13 protein-coding genes and 1 pseudogene are annotated in these 20,101 nt (G+C 42.6%); 6 read left to right on the forward strand and 8 right to left on the reverse strand.

The features are described from left to right. Positions 1 to 139: 139 nt before the first annotated feature. A complete protein-coding gene (locus PUQ00_RS20265; RefSeq protein WP_300419996.1) occupies positions 140 to 1,492 on the reverse strand; it encodes a histidine phosphatase family protein in 1,353 nt (450 codons plus the stop codon). A gap of 503 nt (positions 1,493 to 1,995) precedes the next feature. Between PUQ00_RS20265 and PUQ00_RS20270 the strand changes: the two genes are divergently transcribed. Further along, complete coding sequence (locus PUQ00_RS20270) at positions 1,996 to 2,916, forward strand: SGNH/GDSL hydrolase family protein (RefSeq protein ID WP_300419999.1); 921 nt, start codon at positions 1,996 to 1,998, stop codon at positions 2,914 to 2,916. Positions 2,917 to 3,182: 266 nt separating this feature from the next. Here the strand turns inward: PUQ00_RS20270 and PUQ00_RS20275 are convergent, their stop codons facing one another. Together PUQ00_RS20275 and PUQ00_RS20280 are read right to left on the reverse strand one after the other, a co-directional pair. Continuing rightward, on the reverse strand, positions 3,183 to 3,347 hold the full coding sequence (locus PUQ00_RS20275) for a hypothetical protein (RefSeq protein ID WP_300420002.1): 165 nt from the start codon (positions 3,345 to 3,347) through the stop codon (positions 3,183 to 3,185). A 703-nt stretch (positions 3,348 to 4,050) separates the two neighbouring features. Continuing rightward, on the reverse strand, positions 4,051 to 4,404 hold the full coding sequence (locus PUQ00_RS20280; RefSeq protein WP_300420004.1) for a hypothetical protein: 354 nt from the start codon (positions 4,402 to 4,404) through the stop codon (positions 4,051 to 4,053). Between the two features lie 1,175 nt (positions 4,405 to 5,579). Between PUQ00_RS20280 and PUQ00_RS20285 the strand changes: the two genes are divergently transcribed. Beyond that, a complete protein-coding gene (locus PUQ00_RS20285) occupies positions 5,580 to 5,942 on the forward strand; it encodes a hypothetical protein (protein WP_300420007.1) in 363 nt (120 codons plus the stop codon). A 294-nt stretch (positions 5,943 to 6,236) separates the two neighbouring features. On the opposite strand, the gene PUQ00_RS20290 is transcribed toward PUQ00_RS20285, so the two are convergent. Next, positions 6,237 to 7,109: a D-alanyl-D-alanine carboxypeptidase family protein gene (locus PUQ00_RS20290; protein WP_300420009.1), complete on the reverse strand. Its 873-nt coding sequence runs from the start codon at positions 7,107 to 7,109 to the stop codon at positions 6,237 to 6,239. Positions 7,110 to 7,923: 814 nt separating this feature from the next. Here PUQ00_RS20290 and mnmG point away from each other — a divergent pair. From mnmG to PUQ00_RS20310, 4 genes are all read left to right on the forward strand, one after another. Beyond that, positions 7,924 to 9,867 (forward strand): tRNA uridine-5-carboxymethylaminomethyl(34) synthesis enzyme MnmG, encoded by a 1,944-nt coding sequence (mnmG, locus tag PUQ00_RS20295; RefSeq protein WP_300420041.1) that lies wholly within the window; start codon positions 7,924 to 7,926, stop codon positions 9,865 to 9,867. 466 nt (positions 9,868 to 10,333) lie between these two features. Beyond that, positions 10,334 to 11,650, forward strand: a complete 1,317-nt coding sequence (locus PUQ00_RS20300) for a hypothetical protein (RefSeq protein ID WP_300420011.1) — start codon at positions 10,334 to 10,336, stop codon at positions 11,648 to 11,650. A gap of 147 nt (positions 11,651 to 11,797) precedes the next feature. Continuing rightward, positions 11,798 to 12,622, forward strand: coding sequence for a class I SAM-dependent methyltransferase (locus PUQ00_RS20305; protein ID WP_300420013.1), 825 nt, complete (start codon positions 11,798 to 11,800; stop codon positions 12,620 to 12,622). A 184-nt stretch (positions 12,623 to 12,806) separates the two neighbouring features. Beyond that, entirely contained in the window at positions 12,807 to 13,706 is a 900-nt protein-coding gene (locus PUQ00_RS20310; RefSeq protein WP_300420044.1) for an aspartoacylase, read from the forward strand. Here the strand turns inward: PUQ00_RS20310 and PUQ00_RS20315 are convergent. The 4 genes and pseudogenes from PUQ00_RS20315 to PUQ00_RS20330 all read right to left on the reverse strand — a co-directional run. Beyond that, positions 13,703 to 14,566 (reverse strand): Rpn family recombination-promoting nuclease/putative transposase, encoded by an 864-nt coding sequence (locus PUQ00_RS20315; RefSeq protein ID WP_300420014.1) that lies wholly within the window; start codon positions 14,564 to 14,566, stop codon positions 13,703 to 13,705. The genes PUQ00_RS20310 and PUQ00_RS20315 overlap by 4 nt on opposite strands. 343 nt (positions 14,567 to 14,909) lie before the next feature. Next, a complete protein-coding gene (gene aspS / locus PUQ00_RS20320; protein WP_300420017.1) occupies positions 14,910 to 16,697 on the reverse strand; it encodes an aspartate--tRNA ligase in 1,788 nt (595 codons plus the stop codon). Positions 16,698 to 17,204: 507 nt separating this feature from the next. Continuing rightward, positions 17,205 to 18,740, reverse strand: a complete 1,536-nt coding sequence (locus PUQ00_RS20325; protein WP_300420020.1) for a hypothetical protein — start codon at positions 18,738 to 18,740, stop codon at positions 17,205 to 17,207. Between the two features lie 153 nt (positions 18,741 to 18,893). Then, positions 18,894 to 20,101, reverse strand: a pseudogene (locus tag PUQ00_RS20330) (hypothetical protein); the annotation flags it as partial.

A 20,101-nucleotide genomic window follows, 5' to 3' on the forward strand; every position in this document is an offset into this window, starting at 1 on the left:
GACATACAACGGGAAGAGTATCTCTATCTTATATTTAATTAAGTTGACCTACTTAACTCCAAACTCCTAACTCCAAACTCCTGTACAGACGCGATTAATCCCCTCCTGTACAGACGCGATTAATCGCGTCTCTACTCAATTACAATGCCCCTGCTGCTGTTTTATCTAGTACCCCTCCACCCAAATGAGTAGTGATATTCATCGCTTGCAATACTGGTAAACCATCGATTCCAGAAGGATAGTCGATAACACTGACTGCGCCATTACCCTGGCGAAAATTCCAGAAATTTTCCAGCGATAAACCCAGAATATAACAAAGTAATGTTTTGTTAGTAGCGTCATGAGCTACTACTAAAACAGTTTTGAATTGATTAGTTGATGCTGCTTGTACAATTGATTGCCAAGCTGCAACGCTGCGTTCCCACACATGTTGTAAATTTTCCCCTTCAGGCATTTGCACTTGCGCTGGTACTAGCCGCCAGCGCTGCAATTCTCCCGGAAACTCCTGCTCTATCTCGGTTTCAAATTTTCCTTCCCAGAGTCCGTGACTGATTTCTCTTAAACCATCTTGGAATTCTAACTTGACATGAGGATGTTGTTTTAAGATAATTTCTGCTGTTTCTTTAGGGCGCAGCATTGGGCTACTTACAGCAAAATCAATCGCTACCTGTTGGAGAAATTCGCCTGCTTTTTGCGACTGTTGTCTACCGTTGTCGTTGAGGGGGACATCAATTTGCCCTTGAAACCTGGTTTGGCGATTCCAGTCAGTTTCCCCATGACGCACCAGCAACAAGCGTATTCCTTGATGATCGGGTCGCAATGAGGGTAGAATTTCTCCGGTGTATTGCGTCTGATTTAAGGATTCTAGTTGAACTGGTTCGCCCAATCCTCCAGCAAAATTTAGTACGGTGATGCCACAGTTAGATTGCTGTATTGAATGGTAGCGACTTGGAGGGATGGATAGCGCTGTGCTAATCAGGGCACGATTAATTCCGTTATGTCCGACGATGAGAATAGTTTCGCCTTGATGGGAAGACAAAATTTCTTGCCAAAATTGCCGTGCTTGTTCGTATAAAGCAAGAACCGGAAAATGTTCTCTTGTTCCCTCTGCATCATTAAGCAACATCCGCAGTTCGTCGGGGCGTTCGTGCCAAGTGCGATAGTCTTCGGCAAATTTCTGTTTGACTTGGGCAGTTAACAATGCTTCCCATAAAGGTAGGTCAATTTCCAGCAGCAAATCAGAAACTTGGACTAAAGCAGATTGTTCACGATGAGTAGCTAACTCATTATGGATAATATCTGCTGTGTGTTTCGCTCGTTGCAAGGGACTGCTGTAAATTGCATTAAATAAGATATTGCTGAGGGCTTTGCCTACTTTACTAGCATCGTTACGACCTTTTTCGGTTAATGTTGACGCATCAGTACGTCCTTGGATACGCCGCTCGGTGTTATAACCGCTTTGACCGTGGCGCACAATGATGACACGAGTCATCTCAAAGCCCTCCTCTATCTAGACGCTTAATTTTACTGCAAAATGATTGCAGAATTATCGACTCAGGAAGGCGGATTTAGTCGATTTAAGATTAAAAGGGCGGTTAGAAACTGCACGTCTGTCGCCTGTGGCTTTAGGAGAAGGGAAACGCGCAAGGGACAACGGGGGGAAAATACCCATAGCGTTGGCTCGTCTAGACGAGATTTTACCTACCTGCGTGGGTTTTAAAGCTTCAATTTTTACTTACTGGAGTTTAGACTAAATACTAATGCTGGGAAAATAACACTTAGAGAAAGATAGTCAAAAAAAAGACAAATTTGGTCAGGAGAAAAATCTCTGGAAAGAAAAAGCGATTAGCGATTGCACAAGTTTGACTGATAAGGAGAATCTCGAAAAGTTCTGGCGATCGCTAACCCAAAAACAATGTTTTCTATCGCGGTTCTTGATAAAATTTTCGTGCTATAGGTAGATTAACAAATGGATCATAATCTTAAGTGTCACCAATGCTCCGTCAGAAGCTGATGCTTACACCAGGAAGAGCCGCGGTCGGCATCGGCGCAGCGTTGTCGCTGGCTGTAGCCGGCGTTGCCGCTCAGCCCTTGCGCGCGCCTAGTCTTGCAGCGGGGTCCGGCGCCACCCGTCCGCCCAAGTACGTGTCGATGGGTAGCTCCTACGCCGCCGGACCCGGTGTCGGCAGACTCGACGGGCAGAGTGGCAGGTGCAGGCGGTCGCTCTCCAACTACGCGCATCTGCTGGCGGCGCGACGCAACCTGAACCTCGTGGACGTTGGCTGTTCCGGTGCGACGACGGCCGACATCCTACAAGGGTCGCAGGACGGCTTGCGCCCCCAGATTGACGCGGTGGACGCCGACACTCGCCTGGTAACCGTCACGGTCGGCGGCAACGACGTCAACTATGTCGGCAACCTCGTTGGCTACACCTGCCGCCACAGGGGTGGGGCGACCTGCGAGGTGGTATCCGATGCAAAGGTGGATCAGCGCTTCCAAGCCTTGCCCGGCTCGCTGCGCCAAGTCGTTGCCGAGGTACATCGGCGCGCGCCCAAGGCGCGCCTAGTGATGATCGGCTACCTGCCCGTGCTGCCGGGATCGGAGACGTTAGGCTGCGCGGCTGTTCCGCTTAGCCTGGCCGATCTCCGGCGGATGCAGGCGATCTACTCACGCCTGACGGACGTCATCGGCAGCGTAGCGCAAGAGACAGGCACGCCAGTGGTGCGCTCCTCCGTGATCGGTTCCGGCCATGATGCCTGCTCCGCCCAGCCCTTCGTCACAGGTTTCCAGCCGCCCGTCACCCCAGGCTGGCCAAGCCTCGTGTCCTACCATCCCAACCAGGCCGGCATGAATCGGCTCGCCTCCGCCCTTGACGAAACGCTAAAAGTACTGCGAAACCAAAACAACAAACACTAAAGCCAGCTTGAAGCTTTGGCTTTTATATTTTTAGGTGTGTAGCTTGTCCGCTCACTATTCCTGAGTCATTTTGTGGTGCGTTAGTCCTGAAGTTTAGACTAGTTCCCGGTGCGAAACTAAATTTTCAAAAAATGAGGATATGGATTTAAACTATTTCCAGCAACCTCAGTCAAGGTTTTTACTGGAGTTTAGACTAAAGGCATGACAAAGTAACTCAGGATCACTGAGTCACAAGCTTTGCACCTCAAAATTGAAAAATCAAAGGTTTAAGCAGATTGTGGCATTTGTTTTTTTTGCTTTGTAGTACTTTTTTTGACAGTTGGATAACGAATTCTACGAGTGCGAGTTTGACCTTCTGTCCATCCAGGGGACTTACCACGGGGTTTGGGAGGAACAGCAGGTGTCCCAATTGCTGCAAAAAGTTCTGCCATCGCTTGCTGACCGCTTTTTCTTTTCAGGCACTTTTTATTTTAGCTGTTATGTCAATTTTTTATCCATATTTCTCTAAGTGTTATTTTCTGCTCGCTTATCTTTAGTCTAAACTCCAGTACTTAGAGGTTGTTTGAAAAGTCTTCTTGTCGGTATCAAAAGTTCTAGATCCCTCTAAATCCCCCTTAAAAAGGGGGACTTTGATTCCAGGCCCCCTTTTTAAGGGGGTTAGGGAGGATCTAAAAGTGCCTAAAATCACAGCAAAACACTTTTCAAACATCCTCTTAGTCCGCGCAGGCGGACTTTGTTTGTATAGCCGCGAATTCTATTCTTTTATTTATGAAATAAAACTATGTATTGTAGGGTGTGTTAACGCCGAGAGTACGGCATCAAATCCTTATAAATCAATACGCTTGGTGTTAAGGCTAAAACTCTTTGTCAAAGTCAATTTACCCCCCTCAATCCCCCCTTTACAAAGTGGGAAGCCGGAAATCCAGTTCCCTCCCCAATGCATCGGGGGGATAGCCGGAAATCCAGTTCACTCCCCTTTACAAGGGGAGGGTTAGGGTGGGGTAAAATTGAGGCGAAAAACCAGGTGAGTAAACTATTTCAGACTTGTGTATACACCGTAGCCTTGCTAAAGAGAGGAATGTCCGTTAGGACTCTTTGAGGTTTTTCAAGATTTTTGGATAATTTGATGACTGATTATTCTCTGTCTATATCTAACTGCACTTGCAATCCATCATTGTCATTTCCAGACTGAGCTGGTGTTAAGAAAACAGAAGTGTCTGGCAGTGATAATGATTCGTTAAAGTGGATTTTTGCTGGAGTTTTATTGTTGCTTCTATTATTGTTGGATATGCTTGCTGGATTAGTTTGCTCAAAAAAGCTTTTAAAGTCATTTTGGGCTGTTCTATGATCAATTCCAACTAGAGAATCACCAGTTAATCTGTATTGTCGTTGATTTAAGCTTGATGCTGGTGACTGGGCGTATACTTGGCTTCCTAAGCTTGCAAAGGCTGCCGTAATTGCCAACAAAGCAATAATTTTGGTACTCATTTATTTTATCCAAATTATATTTAATATTGCTTGTCTCTATTTTCTGAGCAAATTACTTTAATTAACTCTATCTTAGGTTCTATTAAAATAATTCATAATGACGCTCTCTACGAGACGCTTCTCTCCGTTCGCCAATACCGTATCGCAGACAGAGGCTCCGCTAACGCGAACAAATACTCGCTAACGTAATTCGTAATTTGTAATTATGTTTTGCAATAGGGATTTAGACTTCGCGAAAAAACTTGCCGCTTCCTAGTTGGGGGGAACTTAAACCCACGGAACTTATTGAGATAATTATATTACGTATATACTTAGCTTGTCAATAATTCCTGCTGTTTCAGATATTACCAAGCTATAATTTTGGCATCTTTTTGGACAGTACGGTTATCTGGTTCAGCTTCCAAGCGATCGCAATTAAGTTCATTGAGATATGCCAGCCTAAAATCAGGGATGTTATTAAGACAACCGACACAAGATTAACATTTGTTTAAGCGATCGCTCCACCAACGCAATCATAACAGCGATCGCTAATCAATAGACCTTTATTAAGACACTGCTTTTGTTCTAAGCTGATGTACTTTTAATTTGCATAACCAGGGCGGGCTTTCCGGGCCACCCCACAAAAGTTTTACCATTGCTTTTTAAGTTTTGTAGTTTGGCCGTGCATTATGGCGATTAAGTTAAAAAATTGAGATTTATCGGCATATTTTCGATTTTAGATACCCTAGCGTCGCTTTTCCATCTCATTGCGTCTTATCTCTAAACTATTCTTCTTAAAATCACGATTTTTTTCTTAAAATCACGATTTTTTTCTTAAAATCACGATTTTTTTCTTAAAATCATGATTTTTTTCTTAAAGTCACGATTTTTTTCTTAAAATCATGATTTTTTTGTTATCACAGCAGATTTTAAGTTGGTGAAGTACACAAGTTTTATCATGTCCGCATAATTAGTTGTGATTCCCCCAGTCATTGCACACCAGACGCCAGATGCTTCTCCCAACGCGTAGCGTCTCCTGTCTTGAGAAGGGCTGTAGGGAGAAGGGCGCACTGGTTCCCGTTAATATTGCTGGGACTAATATTACACTCGCTACTAATTTTTGTGGATTCTACTGAACCAAAATCTAGCTTTAGTAAGGCAAACTAGCTCTAGAACCCAATTAAAGTAATATATATATGCCTCGTCAAAAACGTACATACCGCGCTCTAGAAAAAGCAGAATTAAGACTTGCTGGACTCAGAGCAATTGATCCTGAGATGGATTTTGGACAGGCTCGCAACGTACAAAGCATAACCGAAATAAGTCAGCAATTACGCATCAAAATTGATGCTTATAACACTGCTCTCTCTGTGATTGACTCTTCTAAAACCAATATGGATGAATTGGAAAAAACTTTAACTGATCTCACTGATAAAATGCTAATTGCAATTGCATTTACTTACGGCACAGACAGCAGTGAATATGAAATGGCGGGTGGTCTTCGCAAAAGCAAACGCACTCGCAAAAGCACGGCGACATCCTCAAAGACAACTCCATAATCACACACTACTTTGTCTTCTCAGTGAAAGCAAATATACCAGATGAAAAACAATATTATTGCTTCCTATCCTTAGTAAGGAGAGGGTTGGGGTAAGGTTTTACAAGGCTTTTTACCCTCATTGAGATGCTCCCACATCCTAATAGCTCTTTTTCGATTATAGCGGTTCTCGTTTACGTAAGGTACACCCGTAGGGGCACGGCACTGCCGTGCCCCTACACCTCGTGATCTAATGTTGTACCGCATCTGAATAGGAACCGCTATAGTATTCCGAAGTTTTGATGCTATCTAACAATTAAAGTGGTGTAATCCAATAAGTAATGCCCCGGACAACTTGTTTGTTAAAACCAAACAGAAGTAAATTTTCTGGAGATAAACCTACATAAGTCCAATGTGGAACATCATTTTCTACAGTTTGAAACCAACCATTTTGATTAAGAGCTTTTATCTGTTCTTTATTAGATACGTGTAAATCAATTGCTAATCCCCAGAGATGTTGTGAAGTTCCAGGAGGTGCAACCAAACCGAGGATTTTTGTTTCTTGCCCCTGTTGAACTTTTGCTAAAATTTTATCGTTAGCATATTTATGCCAAAATTTTAAATTTGTATTGAAAGTGCGAGTACAATCACCAGAACCATAACCAGATTTTAGCGGGATATGTTGTTGAATCCGCACTTTATTGAAAGCATCAGCAGCCGATTTTTGTAAGTAACAGTCGTTAGTGCCGTCAATATGAACCATTGTTAAAGTAGCTTGAAAATCTTGGGTTTCTTGTTCATTTGCAAAGATATCTTTTGGCGGCAGTTTAATTCCGACATCTTGATTTACAAAGACTGCGCCATACGCCCGCAGCAAAATATATTCATAAGTACCAGGCTGGGGAATTGTGGGTAACTTTCTAGCGATCGCAGATAAAAAACGCTGTTGATTATTTAATTCTGGGTTGGGAATAAATGGTTGTAGTATTGTCTTTTGAGAAGGATCTGTACAAGGTAATAAATCAGTACTCAAGCATCCGTTTAATGGTTGAGCAGTTATACTTAATTGGTTGAGTGGAATCTCATTACTAGCTCCTAAAGTAAAAATCATCAAGATAACTATAATGATAAAAGTTATCTTTTTGAGAAGTCTAGTAATATTTTTTTTCTTCCTAATGGTGAGTTTCATTTTTAAATAGTTAATTAAGTGATTCAAGTATAAAAATAATCGGCTTTTGGCAATATAGCTATTCTCAATTGTATGGAATGCATACCTCACAAAAACAGCCCCTTAAGAGCTAGCGTTGGGGAGTAAGGCTTGTAAAACCTCACCCCAACCCTATCCTTATCAAGGAGAGGGAGCAAAAATCTTGTTTCTCATTTGGTATATTTGCTTTCACTGAGATAAGCTCACCCCGATAAAACTGTGCTTTATCTCCCCTCTCCTTACCAAGGAGAGCAGGGCGGTTTCATCCGAAAAAAGAAAAATACATAAGTCTTGATTTCTCGTTTTGTGGCATGGCTTTTGACCCCTCTCCAAGCCTCTCCCCCACGGGGGGAGAGGCTTGGAAACTCAGTTTTAGTTTTTCTCTGCTTGTATGAAACCACCCTGCCTCTCCTTACCAAAGGGAATGAGGGTGAGGTTTTGATCCGATGTACTTCATGCGCTTGGGAACTGCGATATATGGTTCTATATAACTTCTGCAAGATATCTAATATATATCCGTAATAAATCAATTTGTGTTGATGGCTAACCATGTGAAAAATAGCTGTGATAATTGAAGAAAGAGACGAGGAGACTTGGGGAGATATATCTATAGGGTTTTCTACTTATCCCCCTGTTCCTTTATCCTCTTCGATGACTTATTACTCAAACAAAAAAGAAACTTGTCTTGAATTGACTAATAGTAAATTTGATAACTTTATTATCAGAAAGATACATCCAGGAAACCACTGGAACAGTTAAAATTGAAAATAACTCTAAGCTTGCTGATCCTGTAAGTATGACCATGCACAATTCCGTTGAATTCCAAGACGCTTTTGATGTCATAGTCGTCGGTGCAGGTCACTCCGGTTGCGAAGCAGCTCTCGCCTCTGCACGCCTCGGTTGTCGTACCTTGCTATTGACGCTTAACTTAGATAAAATCGCTTGGCAACCTTGTAACCCCGCAGTCGGTGGCCCGGCTAAATCCCAGTTGACCCATGAGGTCGATGCACTCGGCGGAGACATTGGTAAAGTAGCAGACCGCACCTACTTGCAAAAACGTATCCTCAACTCTTCACGGGGGCCTGCTGTTTGGGCATTACGTGCCCAGACGGACAAGCGCGAATATGCAGCAGTGATGAAAAATATTGTCGAGAACCAAGAAAACTTGACAATCCGTGAAAGTATGACAACAGATTTAGTGCTGGGCGCTAACGGTGAAGTCATCGGTGTTGAAACGTATTTTGGTGTAGGGTTCCAATGTAAAGCAGTCATCTTAACAACTGGCACCTTCTTGGGTGGCAAAATTTGGGTTGGTAACAAATCAATGCCAGCTGGACGCGCTGGGGAATTTGCGGCTGAAGGATTAACACAAACTCTCAATCGCCTGGGATTTGAAACCGGAAGGCTGAAAACTGGAACTCCAGCACGAGTAGACAAGCGATCGGTGGATTATAGTAAAATGCTGATCCAGCCAGGGGATGAAGATGTGCGCTGGTTTAGTTTTGACCCAGATGTGTGGGTAGAACGGGAACAAATGCCTTGCTACATCACCCGCACAACCGCCGAAACCCATCGCCTAATTCAAGATAATTTGCACCTTTCGCCCGTCTATGGCGGTTGGGTGGAAGCCAAAGGGCCGCGTTATTGTCCCAGTATTGAAGATAAGATTGTGCGCTTTGCCGATAAGGAAAGCCATCAAATTTTTATTGAACCGGAAGGAAGGGATATACCGGAACTTTATATTCAAGGGTTTTCCACAGGTTTACCAGAAAATTTGCAACTGCATATGTTGCGGACTCTCCCCGGTTTAGAAAAATGTGTGATGCTGCGTCCGGCGTATGCTGTGGAATATGATTATTTACCAGCAACTCAGTGTTACCCCACACTAATGACTAAGAAGATTGCGGGGCTGTTTTGTGCTGGGCAGATTAACGGCACCACAGGTTATGAAGAAGCCGCCGCCCAAGGACTGGTAGCGGGAATTAACGCCGCTCGATTTGTTCGCTCTCAAGAAATGATTGTTTTTGCCCGCGAGCAAAGTTACATTGGGACGCTAGTTGATGACCTGTGTACAAAAGACCTGCGGGAACCTTACCGGATGCTTACCAGTAGGTCTGAGTATCGATTGCTGTTGCGTTCTGATAATGCCGACCAACGCTTGACACCCTTGGGACGGGAAATTGGTTTAATAGACGATCGCCGTTGGGATCTATTTACCCAAAAGCAGGAAAATATTACCACAGAAAAACAAAGATTGCAAGTGACACGCGTCAAAGAACATGATGAAATTGGTATAGCGATCGCATCTGATACCCAGCAATTAATTAAAGGTTCCATTACCCTTAATGACTTACTGCGGCGTCCGGGATTGCATTACGTTGACCTCGACAGATTCGGACTGGGAAACCCCAACCTCAACCGCGCCGAGAAAGAAGGCGCAGAAATTGACATTAAGTATTCTGGCTATCTCGCTAGACAACAAAACCAGATTGACCAAATTGCCCGCCAAGCACACCGCCACTTACCTGGAGATTTGAACTACACAATAATTGATACTCTTTCAAAAGAAGCACGGGAAAAGCTGACTCACGTAAAACCACTCACTCTTGGTCAAGCGGCACGTATCGGTGGCGTAAACCCAGCAGATATTAATGCTTTATTATTATATTTAGAATTAGGTAGAAGCAAGAGCCGGTCAGAGTTTACAGCGTTAGCTTCACACAAAGTTGATAAAGACTGAGTATAGTAGTAGGGAGGGCGATTGGTATGATAGATGACATAAATCTTTAATACTGCCATTATCAGCAATCCCCAAACGAAAGTTGAGTTTAATACCAACGCTCAATCAACTCGTCTTAATTGGACGAGGGATTGGATGTTTGATTAATAATTTACGCTGTGTGCAACTTTCTCTCGAACCTAACTGCCAAACCCTTCTCTTTTAGGGAAGGGGAGCAAGAATCAAAGGCTCTATGCCACTTGCTTCTCCCAAGGGGAGACGCTGCGCGAACAAGTCGGCACCGACGCCAGTCGCTTAATGGGGGAAACCCCCTGTTCCCGCGCTGGCTCCCCAACGCAGTGGCTCCTTCCTGCGGGGAAGAGGAATGGAATTGGGATTTCAAGAATAAGTCGCACATTGCGTTAATTCTAATTTCCAGGCAGTAGGGGCGGCGTTTCTCCGTCCTAGCAACAAAGATAGAACGTCTATGTTACAACAAGCCAGCACCCGTCCTCGTCTCATAATTGTACCGGAACCATCAGAAGACTTAATCGCCAACGAGCCTTGGTCGATAGAAAACTATGCTGATAGCCTGATGGATGAACTCTTTGCCGATATCGACGACATTCTTGATGTTAGTGGTAATCTGCTTTCTCAAACTGTTAGCCGCAGTAGTCAGAACAAATCGAGCCAGTCTGCTGCTGGGGTTTCCTCGCGATATCAACCCCAGTCGCCTCCAGAATACGTGCCTCTGCAAACAGTTAGGATACCAGAGATCATCTTACCGAACACACTGAACCAAACAGTACAGTCAGTTACTCAAGATAACCACAAGCAATTAAGTAACGTTAAACGAGTTAGTAAAAAGCGTCAGAAAAGTAGTTGGACTTTGGGCAAACTACTGATTGTGGCAACAACTTTAGGCGTGGCGATCGCTGGTATTATCTACCTGGTAGAGTCTGGAGTCGTATATCATCAATTGCCTGAATCAGTTCTTCTAGTGCCGCAATCGCAATCACAGTTGCCTGTAAAACCAGAAATTGAGGCAGAGTTAGTTGACTATATGCTAGGAGCGCTGACAGTTATAGACAAGGAAGAAACACAAAGCGCTCAAAAACTTGTCAAACCGGCATTTTCCAGTCCGGCAAATACTAACCAAATAGCCGTTGATAAAGAGCAAATAACTAATAATCTACCAGCATTTTCAGCAGATGCTAATCGTTCGAGAAGTGTTGTTGAGCGCATCTATGTTCCCGTTTATCAAGCGCCGTCGCCAATGCATTACGCGTTCCCGTCAATTCCTGGGACTCCCAGACTTTTACCACAAGTTGCCAATGCGTTAAAGGGGTATCAACCGGATGTTGTAAAATCTGCCCTAAATAAAGTCGAAGAAGCTGCCAAGCCTGTGACTGCCAACTTTGCTGCGGCTGTACAAACAGAATTTAAACCTGTGGCTGGGAAAACTGCACCCATTACCGTGCGGCAAAAACCCAAGCCTCTACCTGCATTACCAGTAGTTCCATTGCGTGCTGCACTTGTACCAGAATCAGAACCAACTATTATCCAAGAAGAAGTATATCCGGCAACTGCGATCGCGGTTGCTCCTAGTGATACCTTAGAAGGATTGCTAGAATTAGGCAACAAATCTGCCGCTTTGTTTAAAATTGATGGCGTGACTCGCCGCATCAATATGGGTGAAAGTATCGGCACAAGTGGTTGGACACTAGTAGATGTTAGTAATGGCGAAGCTGTCATCCGGCGTAACGGCGAAGTGCGATCGATTTACGCCGGGCAGAAATTGTAAAAGTTTTTTTGTCAATTCATGAGAGGTAAATAAAGTGCCTTTTGTCAATCAGTTAAAATACTCAAAATAACCTTAATAAAAATTTTGACAGATCCCTTGCTAGTTCTAAAATGAAATTGAACGATCAAAGCTGACACGCCCTAGCTTATGCAAGACTTTAGACAAGAAATAAATGCCAGAGCTTCTATGGATTTGGAACAGCGAAGGACGTGGTATTCTCCCGTTGCTGATATTTATTACAATGCAAGAGCGCAGTATCCAAAGGAACTAATTGATCGGTCTGTGGCTTTAGCCCAACTTGACTCAGATGCATCGATTCTTGAGGTTGGTTGTGGCCCAGGAAATGCGACGGTGGCTTTTGCTCAATTTGGTTTTTCAATGACGTGTATTGAGCCAAACCAGGATTTTTATCATTTGGTACAACAAAACTGCGATCAATATCCAAAAGTCACAATTTGCAATACTTCATTTGAGGAGTGGGAACTAGAAGCAAAACAGTTCAATGCCGTTCTATCTGCGAATGCCTTTCACTGGATACCACCAGAGATTAGATATACCAAGACAGCATCGGCAATGCGCGATAACGGTTTTCTTATTTTGCTATGGAATCTCACCCCAGAACCGAAATACGAAGTTTACCAAGTTCTAGAGGAAGTGTATCAAGCTTATGCGCCCTCCTTTGCCCGATATGACGGTGCCCAGATTCAAGCAGAGATTTTGACGGGGTTTGGACAAGAGATTTTAGACTCTAATTGTTTTAAAGAGTTGACTGTCGAGCAAACTGCGTGTGAAGTCACCTATAGCATTGATGACTACTTCAAGCTTTTGAGTACCTTTCGGAGACTAGAGCCACAAACCAAAGAGTTACTATTTGCAGGATTGCGGCAGAAGCTAGAAAAATTTGGAGATAGCGTACAACTCTCGTTTCTTTCTGCTGTTCATGTTGCCCGCAAAGCACCTGTGAGAGGTTAAGAGAATTACACAATCGAATTATGGAGCCAACGGGAATTAACTACAGTAAGTTTTAAGGCACACATTTAGCTCGTTTGGGGTTGAAATGTGGCTAATGGGACATAAAAAATTACAGAATTATCGAGCGAATCATCTGGCGATCGCAAAAAAGCATTATAGTAAGTTTTTTAGATATGAGGTTGTTATGAGTCAGATTGAGCGAGTCGCGATCGTTGGAGGAAACCACGGAAATGAGTTAACAGGAGTACATCTAGTCAAAAAGTTTCAGCAATATCCTAATTTAATCAATAGATCAACTTTTGAAATTCTAGCATTACTTGGGAATCTGAAAGCTATTGAAGAAGGCAAACGATACATTGATAAGGATTTAAATCGTTGCTTCACCAATCAAGGCTTACAAAATCCCCAACTCTCAAGTTATGAAGATACACGGGCAAAAGCAATCCAACAGATATTGCAACCGGAAAATCAGCCATTTGTGGATGTAATTGTTGATTTGCACAGCACAACTGCCAACATGGGGTTAAGTCTGATTTTTTCTGATACGCATCCTTTCTTACTTCAGTTAGCCGCTTATTTGAGTTCAATAAATCCTTTAGTAAAAGTCTGTATTAATCAGCAATCTAAAGAAAGTGGCTTTCTCCGTTCTTTGTGCAAATTTGGTTTTGTTATAGAAGTTGGGGCGGTGGCTCAGAATGTTTTAGACGCCGAATTATTTCAGAAAACGGAACAGCTTATTTATACGATTTTAGACTATTTTCAAGAGTGCAATCAAGGTAATATTTTGCCGAAAAATACTAAGCTTACATTATATAAATATATTGAAACTATAGATTATCCTAGAAGCGATGTCTACGACGGGCGTAGCTCCCGCGGGGAGATTCAAGCCATGATTCACCCCCAACTTCAGTTTAGAGATTATGAACCTCTAAATCCTAGTGATCCAATGTTTCTGACTTTTGAAGGAAAAGAGATTTTCTATGAGGGAGAGTCTACTGTTTATCCTATTTTTATTAATGAAGCAGCTTACTACGAGAAAGGAATTGCAATGTATTTAACTCAAAAACAACAAGAGGTAGTTTAATTTATTCGCTCTTCTAACCAAGATTGCAAATCAGCTAAAGTAGTAAAATCAAGCAATGCTTCGCTCAAATCTGCGAGAACAGGCAAAGATAAACCAGAAATGGATGAGCGCATTTCCTCAGACAGTTCCCCAAGCCGCTTAGTCAATTGTCGGGAAATAGCATTAGCCATCGCTTCTCGTCCTTCTTCTCGTCCTTCTTCTCGTCCTTCTTCCTTGATTTCTCGATAAACTCGCGTTTGCTGTAGTGTTATTCCTAGCATAGACTCTACCTCCGCTTGGCTCAATTCTTCAAACCTGTACATCATTATCGTCGTCAGTATCTCTATTATGACGCGACCCTCTGCTAATGGTACTTCTTGACCAGTTCTTGTTAACAAATACCTTGCTTCTTCAGGTGCTTGTTCTGACTCTATTGTAGTCAGTACCATCAGTGCCACCCATAAAGGTAATTGGCGAATATCCCCCAATTCATCCAAATACACCCGATGCACTTGGTTACTATTGAGAAATCCACGATAAGGGTAAATATTACTTTGTTCGGTATTACGAGATGGATAAATTACAACTGCTTGCCAGTCGTTAAATCTGGCGCGGTTGCGGTAGAAATATAGTGAAGATTCAGCAAATACTCTTTCATAAAGCTGTTCATCTCTTTGAAACTGTACCTCACAGAAATATACAACTCCAGGAGTCTCGCTTTCTGGTGGTAAAAATACCCCGTCAATTTCAAATTTGGGTTCCTTGACAGCTACCGAATCAAATCGATAAGCATCGGCATTTGTCGGGGGATTTATCAAGAGTTCAAATAAAAGAGTGGGGGATTGTTGAAACAGTTTGTAAAAAATTGAGTCTCGACGCATGAAGTATTCTATTTATTTTTTAAATCTGCGATACATTTAATCACATATTTTTCTACATATAGCAATCTTAAATCATTCTTGAGAAGTCGGGGATCTGCGGCTTGGTTAAGCTTAGAGTCAAAGCTGTTTTATGTCGTAATCACTGTAAATACTTAACTTGCCAGCCGATCTGACTTTTCACGTCATGTGGAAAAGCCTACGAAAGACCTAGCTCGCTTCCCGACACTCTAAGGAGGAAAATTCAAAGTCTCTCTCCTTGTAGGTTACGGTGTACGCACAAGTCTAATTACCCCCCTTAATCCCCCCTTGCCAAGGGGGGAGATAAGAAATATTACCTAGTTCACTAAGACTTTGGTTTATAAGTGGAAGCAACGTGTAATTCTTTCAACTGTTTAACATCGACACTCGAAGGCGCATCTGTTAACAAACAACGCGCTTGTTGTGTCTTCGGAAAAGCAATTACATCTCGAATAGATTCTTCTCTAGCTAGCAACATTACCAAACGATCTAAACCGTAGGCGATGCCACCATGCGGCGGTGTACCATATTCAAATGCTTCTAAGAGAAAGCCAAATTTATTTTGTGCTTCTTCAGGAGATAAACCGATTGCTTCAAATACTTGCTGTTGAATTTCTCGCTGATAAATCCGCAGACTTCCGCCGCCAACTTCTACGCCGTTGAGTACCAAGTCGTAAGCTTGGGCGCGTGCAGTCTTTAAATCGCTCAAATCATCAGGATGTGGTGCTGTAAAGGGGTGGTGCAGTGCTTCTAGGCGCTTTTCGTCAGCATTCCACTCGAACATCGGAAAATCTGTAACCCACAGCAAGTTGATTTTTTCTGGATCAATTAAACCAAATTCTTTAGCGATCGCTTGCCGTAATCTATCTAAAGTTTTATTAACTGTAACAGCATCACCAGCCCCAAACAACAGTAAATGTCCAGGTTTTGCACCTGTACGGCGTAAAATTTCTTGTTTTTGTTCAACGCTGAGGTTGTCTTTAATCGCGCCAATGGTGTCAATTTCGCCATCATCTCTAACGCGGATATAAGCTAAACCTTTAGCACCGGCTTCGTTGGCTTCTTTAAATAAGTCGCCACCGGGTTTGATGCGGACATTAGAAATTACATCGTTACCGTTGGGAATGGGCAAGATTTTGACAATACCACCATTAGTAACAGTGTCTCGAAAGACTTTGAAACCAGAGTCTTTCACAACATCTGAGACATCAACTAATTCCAAACCATAGCGTGTATCTGGTTTATCACTGCCGTAGCGTTCCATCCCCTCAGCGTAAGTGAGACGGGGGAAAGGGCGCTGCAACTCAATTCCTTTAACTGTTTTGAAGATATGACAAACTAAGTTTTCATTCAGTTCGATAATTTCTTCTTGGGACATGAAGCTCATTTCCATGTCCAACTGGGTGAATTCTGGTTGTCTGTCGGCGCGTAAATCTTCGTCACGAAAGCAACGGGCAATCTGATAATATCTGTCCAAGCCGGATACCATCAGCAATTGTTTAAATAGCTGGGGTGATTGTGGCAAAGCATACCACTCACCAGGATTAACGCGACTGGGTAGAACATAATCCCGCGCCCCTTCTGGGGTAGAACGGGTAAGTATTGGGGTTTCGACTTCAATAAAACCTTCCAAATCTTCCAGATAACGACGCATCGCTTTGACAATTTGATGACGTAGTTGCAAATTTTGCGCCATGCGATCGCGTCGCAAGTCCAAATAACGATATTTTAGTCGTAAGTCTTCCCGCACTGTCTCAGTGTCAGCTACGGAAACTTGGAAAGGTAACTGTTTGCGGACAGCATTGAGGAGTTGAATTTTATCGGCGTAGATTTCTACCTCGCCTGTGGGGATGCGAGTATTCAGCGATTCTTCGGGACGTTGTGTTACCCTACCAGTGATTTCGACAACATATTCATTTCGCAGGGCGTTCGCCTGCTGATATGAATTTGGGGTGCGTTGCGGATCGCTGACGATTTGGACAATTCCAGAGCGATCGCGTAAATCTAAAAATATCACACCACCGTGATCGCGGCGACGGTCTATCCATCCGTAAAAGGTAACAGTTTCTCCAATATGTTCTTTTCGGAGTTCGCCGCAATAGTGAGTTCGCATAAGTTGTTAGTTATTGTTTCCGGGGCTAGATTGGCAAAAAAATATCAAAGTCTTCCCATTATCTAGCATCAATAGTAATTGTAGTAATAACATACAATAATCTTACGCCAAATTGGCAAAAGTCGATTGGGGGAGCGGGTGAGACGCAGAAGTTGAAAGAAAACCCGATAAAGCAAATAGATTATCAGATACTCTCACCGTGTCCATAGGTGTCAATTTAACGTGAAAGTTAGTCTAAAAGTAGCTTTTAGAGATTATCTCCTTATCTCGTTTCCAGTCTGTGACTGTTAATGCATTCCCAGAGGGCTGCCGCCTCAAGCCTTGCGGCAGAGCCGCCATGAGGTGCATTTCCAGCCTCTGGCTGGAAACGAGGTTTTAAAAGGCTTTCACGTTAAATTGACACCAATGCATCGTGTCTCAGCCCCACCATGTTTTACTTTTTACGCTACCTCAGCGATTTCGATTATCCCGAATTACCCGCAGCACCCGTAGCACCCGTAGCACCTGTTATAGTCCCAAATCTCCTACCTCGGACAGGTCCGGGTCGGTTAGTGTTGCAGTAAGGTCGAACTGGTAATCAGTATCTTCTACTTGATCCCCTGGTTGAGGTTGAATCTTTATATAGTAAGTTCCTGGATCTAATGCAAACTGTAGAGATGGATCGCTTATAACACTACCATCAGGATTTTGTAGTGCACTATTGCTAGGATCCAAAATCTGATCGTTACTATCAACTATTTGCACTACAGTTGTAGAAAAGTTATAGTTATCTAGCGTAACAGTACTAGCTTGATTTAAAGTGAACTGATAGTAGTTATTAGGATCAGATGAGCCGACGAGTCCAAATACTTGAGTAGGATTTGAACCTATCGTAAGTTGGGGAGCAGGATCACCCGCAGCACCCGCAGCACCTGTTGTAATACTCGAATCTAGCAGGGACAGCTGGGTCTGGTCGTCGGTTGGTGTTGCAGTAAGGTAGAACTGGTAATCAGTATTTCCTGCTTGAGGTTGAATCTGTATATAGTAAGTTCCTGGAGCTAATCCAATAATTTTTAGAGATGGATTGCCTACAACACTACTATCAGGATTTTGGACTGCACTATTGCTAGAAGAACCCTGTGTTATATCGTTACTATCAACTATTTGCTCAACTACACTTCTAGAAAAGCTATAGTTATCTAGCGTAACAGTACTAGCTTGATTTAAACTGAACTGATAGTAGTCATTAGAATCAGATGAGCCGACGTGTTCAAATACTTGAGTAGGATTTGAACCTATCGTAAGTTGGGGAGCAGTGTCAAATGTGTTGCCAGCGTATTCACTCGCAGCCTGACGACCTTCAAACTTACCATAGAAATCAAAGTGTTCGAGTAAATTGATGCCTGTCAAGGAAGCCAAGTCGGGATTATTTCCTTTATAGAAACTAGCATCAAATGAAGGTGAAGATTTACGCCCTTCATTTATCCCATTGATTTCAAAATGCTGTAACAACTGGCTGTTGTTAAAATTAGCTAAGTCTATGTTGTTAGCGCGATAGTAGTTAAAGTCAAAATAGGGTGAAAAGTAACGCCCTTCGTTTATCCCATTGATTTCAAAGTGGTTCAAAAGTTGAGAATTATTTAGGTTTGCCAGATCAGAGTTAAGAGACTTATATTGCCCAAAAGTGAAAAGTGGATCAAAGTAGCGTCCCTCGGTAATACCATTGTTTTCCAGATGATTAAATAATTGCTCGTTGTTAAAGCTTGCAAGGTCACTGTTGTTAGCACGATAGTAGTTAAGGTCAACAATTGGAGAGAAGTTGCGTCCCTCAGCTACACCATAATTCTCTAGATGATCTAACAGTTGGCTATTGTTAAAGTTTGCCAGGTCAGAATTGCTAGCCCGATAAAAACTTAAATCAATAAGTGGTGAGAAGGAACGTCCTTCGTTTAAACCATAAGTCTGGAAGTGTGATAGAGCTTGAGCATCATTTAAACCAGCTAGGTCGGAATTGACAGCACGATAGAAATTGGCATCAAATACGCTTGAGATACTTAGAGACATATCACCAAACCTCTTAATACAAAGTATTTCTACTCTAAATTTTACGTCACAAGTCTTAAGGCGGAGCCTCTCCAAATGCATTCCCAGTCAGAGACTGGGAACGAGATAACGTAATATAATGTTGTATTTTTTACGTTACCTCAGCGATTTCGATTATCCCGGATTACCCGCAGCACCCGCAGCACCCGCAGCACCTGTTATAGTACCCGAATCTACTACCTCGGACTCGTCGATTGGTATCGCACTAAGGTAGAACTGGTAATCAGTATCCCCTGCTTGAGGTTGAATCTGTATATAGTAAGTTCCTGGATCTAATGCAAGCTGTAGAGATGGATAGCTTATAACACTACTATCAGGATTTTGTACTGGACTATTGCTATAACTCAAAATCTGACCGTTACTATCAACTATTTGCTCAACTATACTTCTAGAAAAGCTATAGTTATCTAGCGTCACAACACTAGCTTGATTTAAACTGAACTGATAGTAGTCATTAGGATCGGATGAGCCGACGTGTTCAAATACTTGAGTAGGATTTGAACCTATCGTAAGTTGGGGAGCAGTGTCAAATGTGTTGCCAGCGTATTCACTCGCAGCCTGACGACCTTCAAACTTACCATAGAAATCAAAGTGTTCGAGTAAATTGATGCCTGTCAAGGAAGCCAAGTCGGGATTATTTCCTTTATAGAAACTAGCATCAAATGAAGGTGAAGATTTACGCCCTTCATTTATCCCATTGATTTCAAAATGCTGTAACAACTGGCTGTTGTTAAAATTAGCTAAGTCTATGTTGTTAGCGCGATAGTAGTTAAAGTCAAAATAGGGTGAAAAGTAACGCCCTTCGTTTATCCCATTGATTTCAAAGTGGTTCAAAAGTTGAGAATTATTTAGGTTTGCCAGATCAGAGTTAAGAGACTTATATTGCCCAAAAGTGAAAAGTGGATCAAAGTAGCGTCCCTCGGTAATACCATTGTTTTCCAGATGATTAAATAATTGCTCGTTGTTAAAGCTTGCAAGGTCACTGTTGTTAGCACGATAGTAGTTAAGGTCAACAATTGGAGAGAAGTTGCGTCCCTCAGCTACACCATAATTCTCTAGATGATCTAACAGTTGGCTATTGTTAAAGTTTGCCAGGTCAGAATTGCTAGCCCGATAAAAACTTAAATCAATAAGTGGTGAGAAGGAACGTCCTTCGTTTAAACCATAAGTCTGGAAGTGTGATAGAGCTTGAGCATCATTTAAACCAGCTAGGTCGGAATTGACAGCACGATAGAAATTGGCATCAAATACGCTTGAGATACTTAGAGACATATCACCAAACCTCTTAATACAAAGTATTTCTACTCTAAATTTTACGTCAC

Origin of the sequence: Nostoc sp. S13 (assembly GCF_029379315.1) — a bacterium.
In the GTDB taxonomy this organism is placed as follows: Bacteria; Cyanobacteriota; Cyanobacteriia; order Cyanobacteriales; family Nostocaceae; genus Nostoc.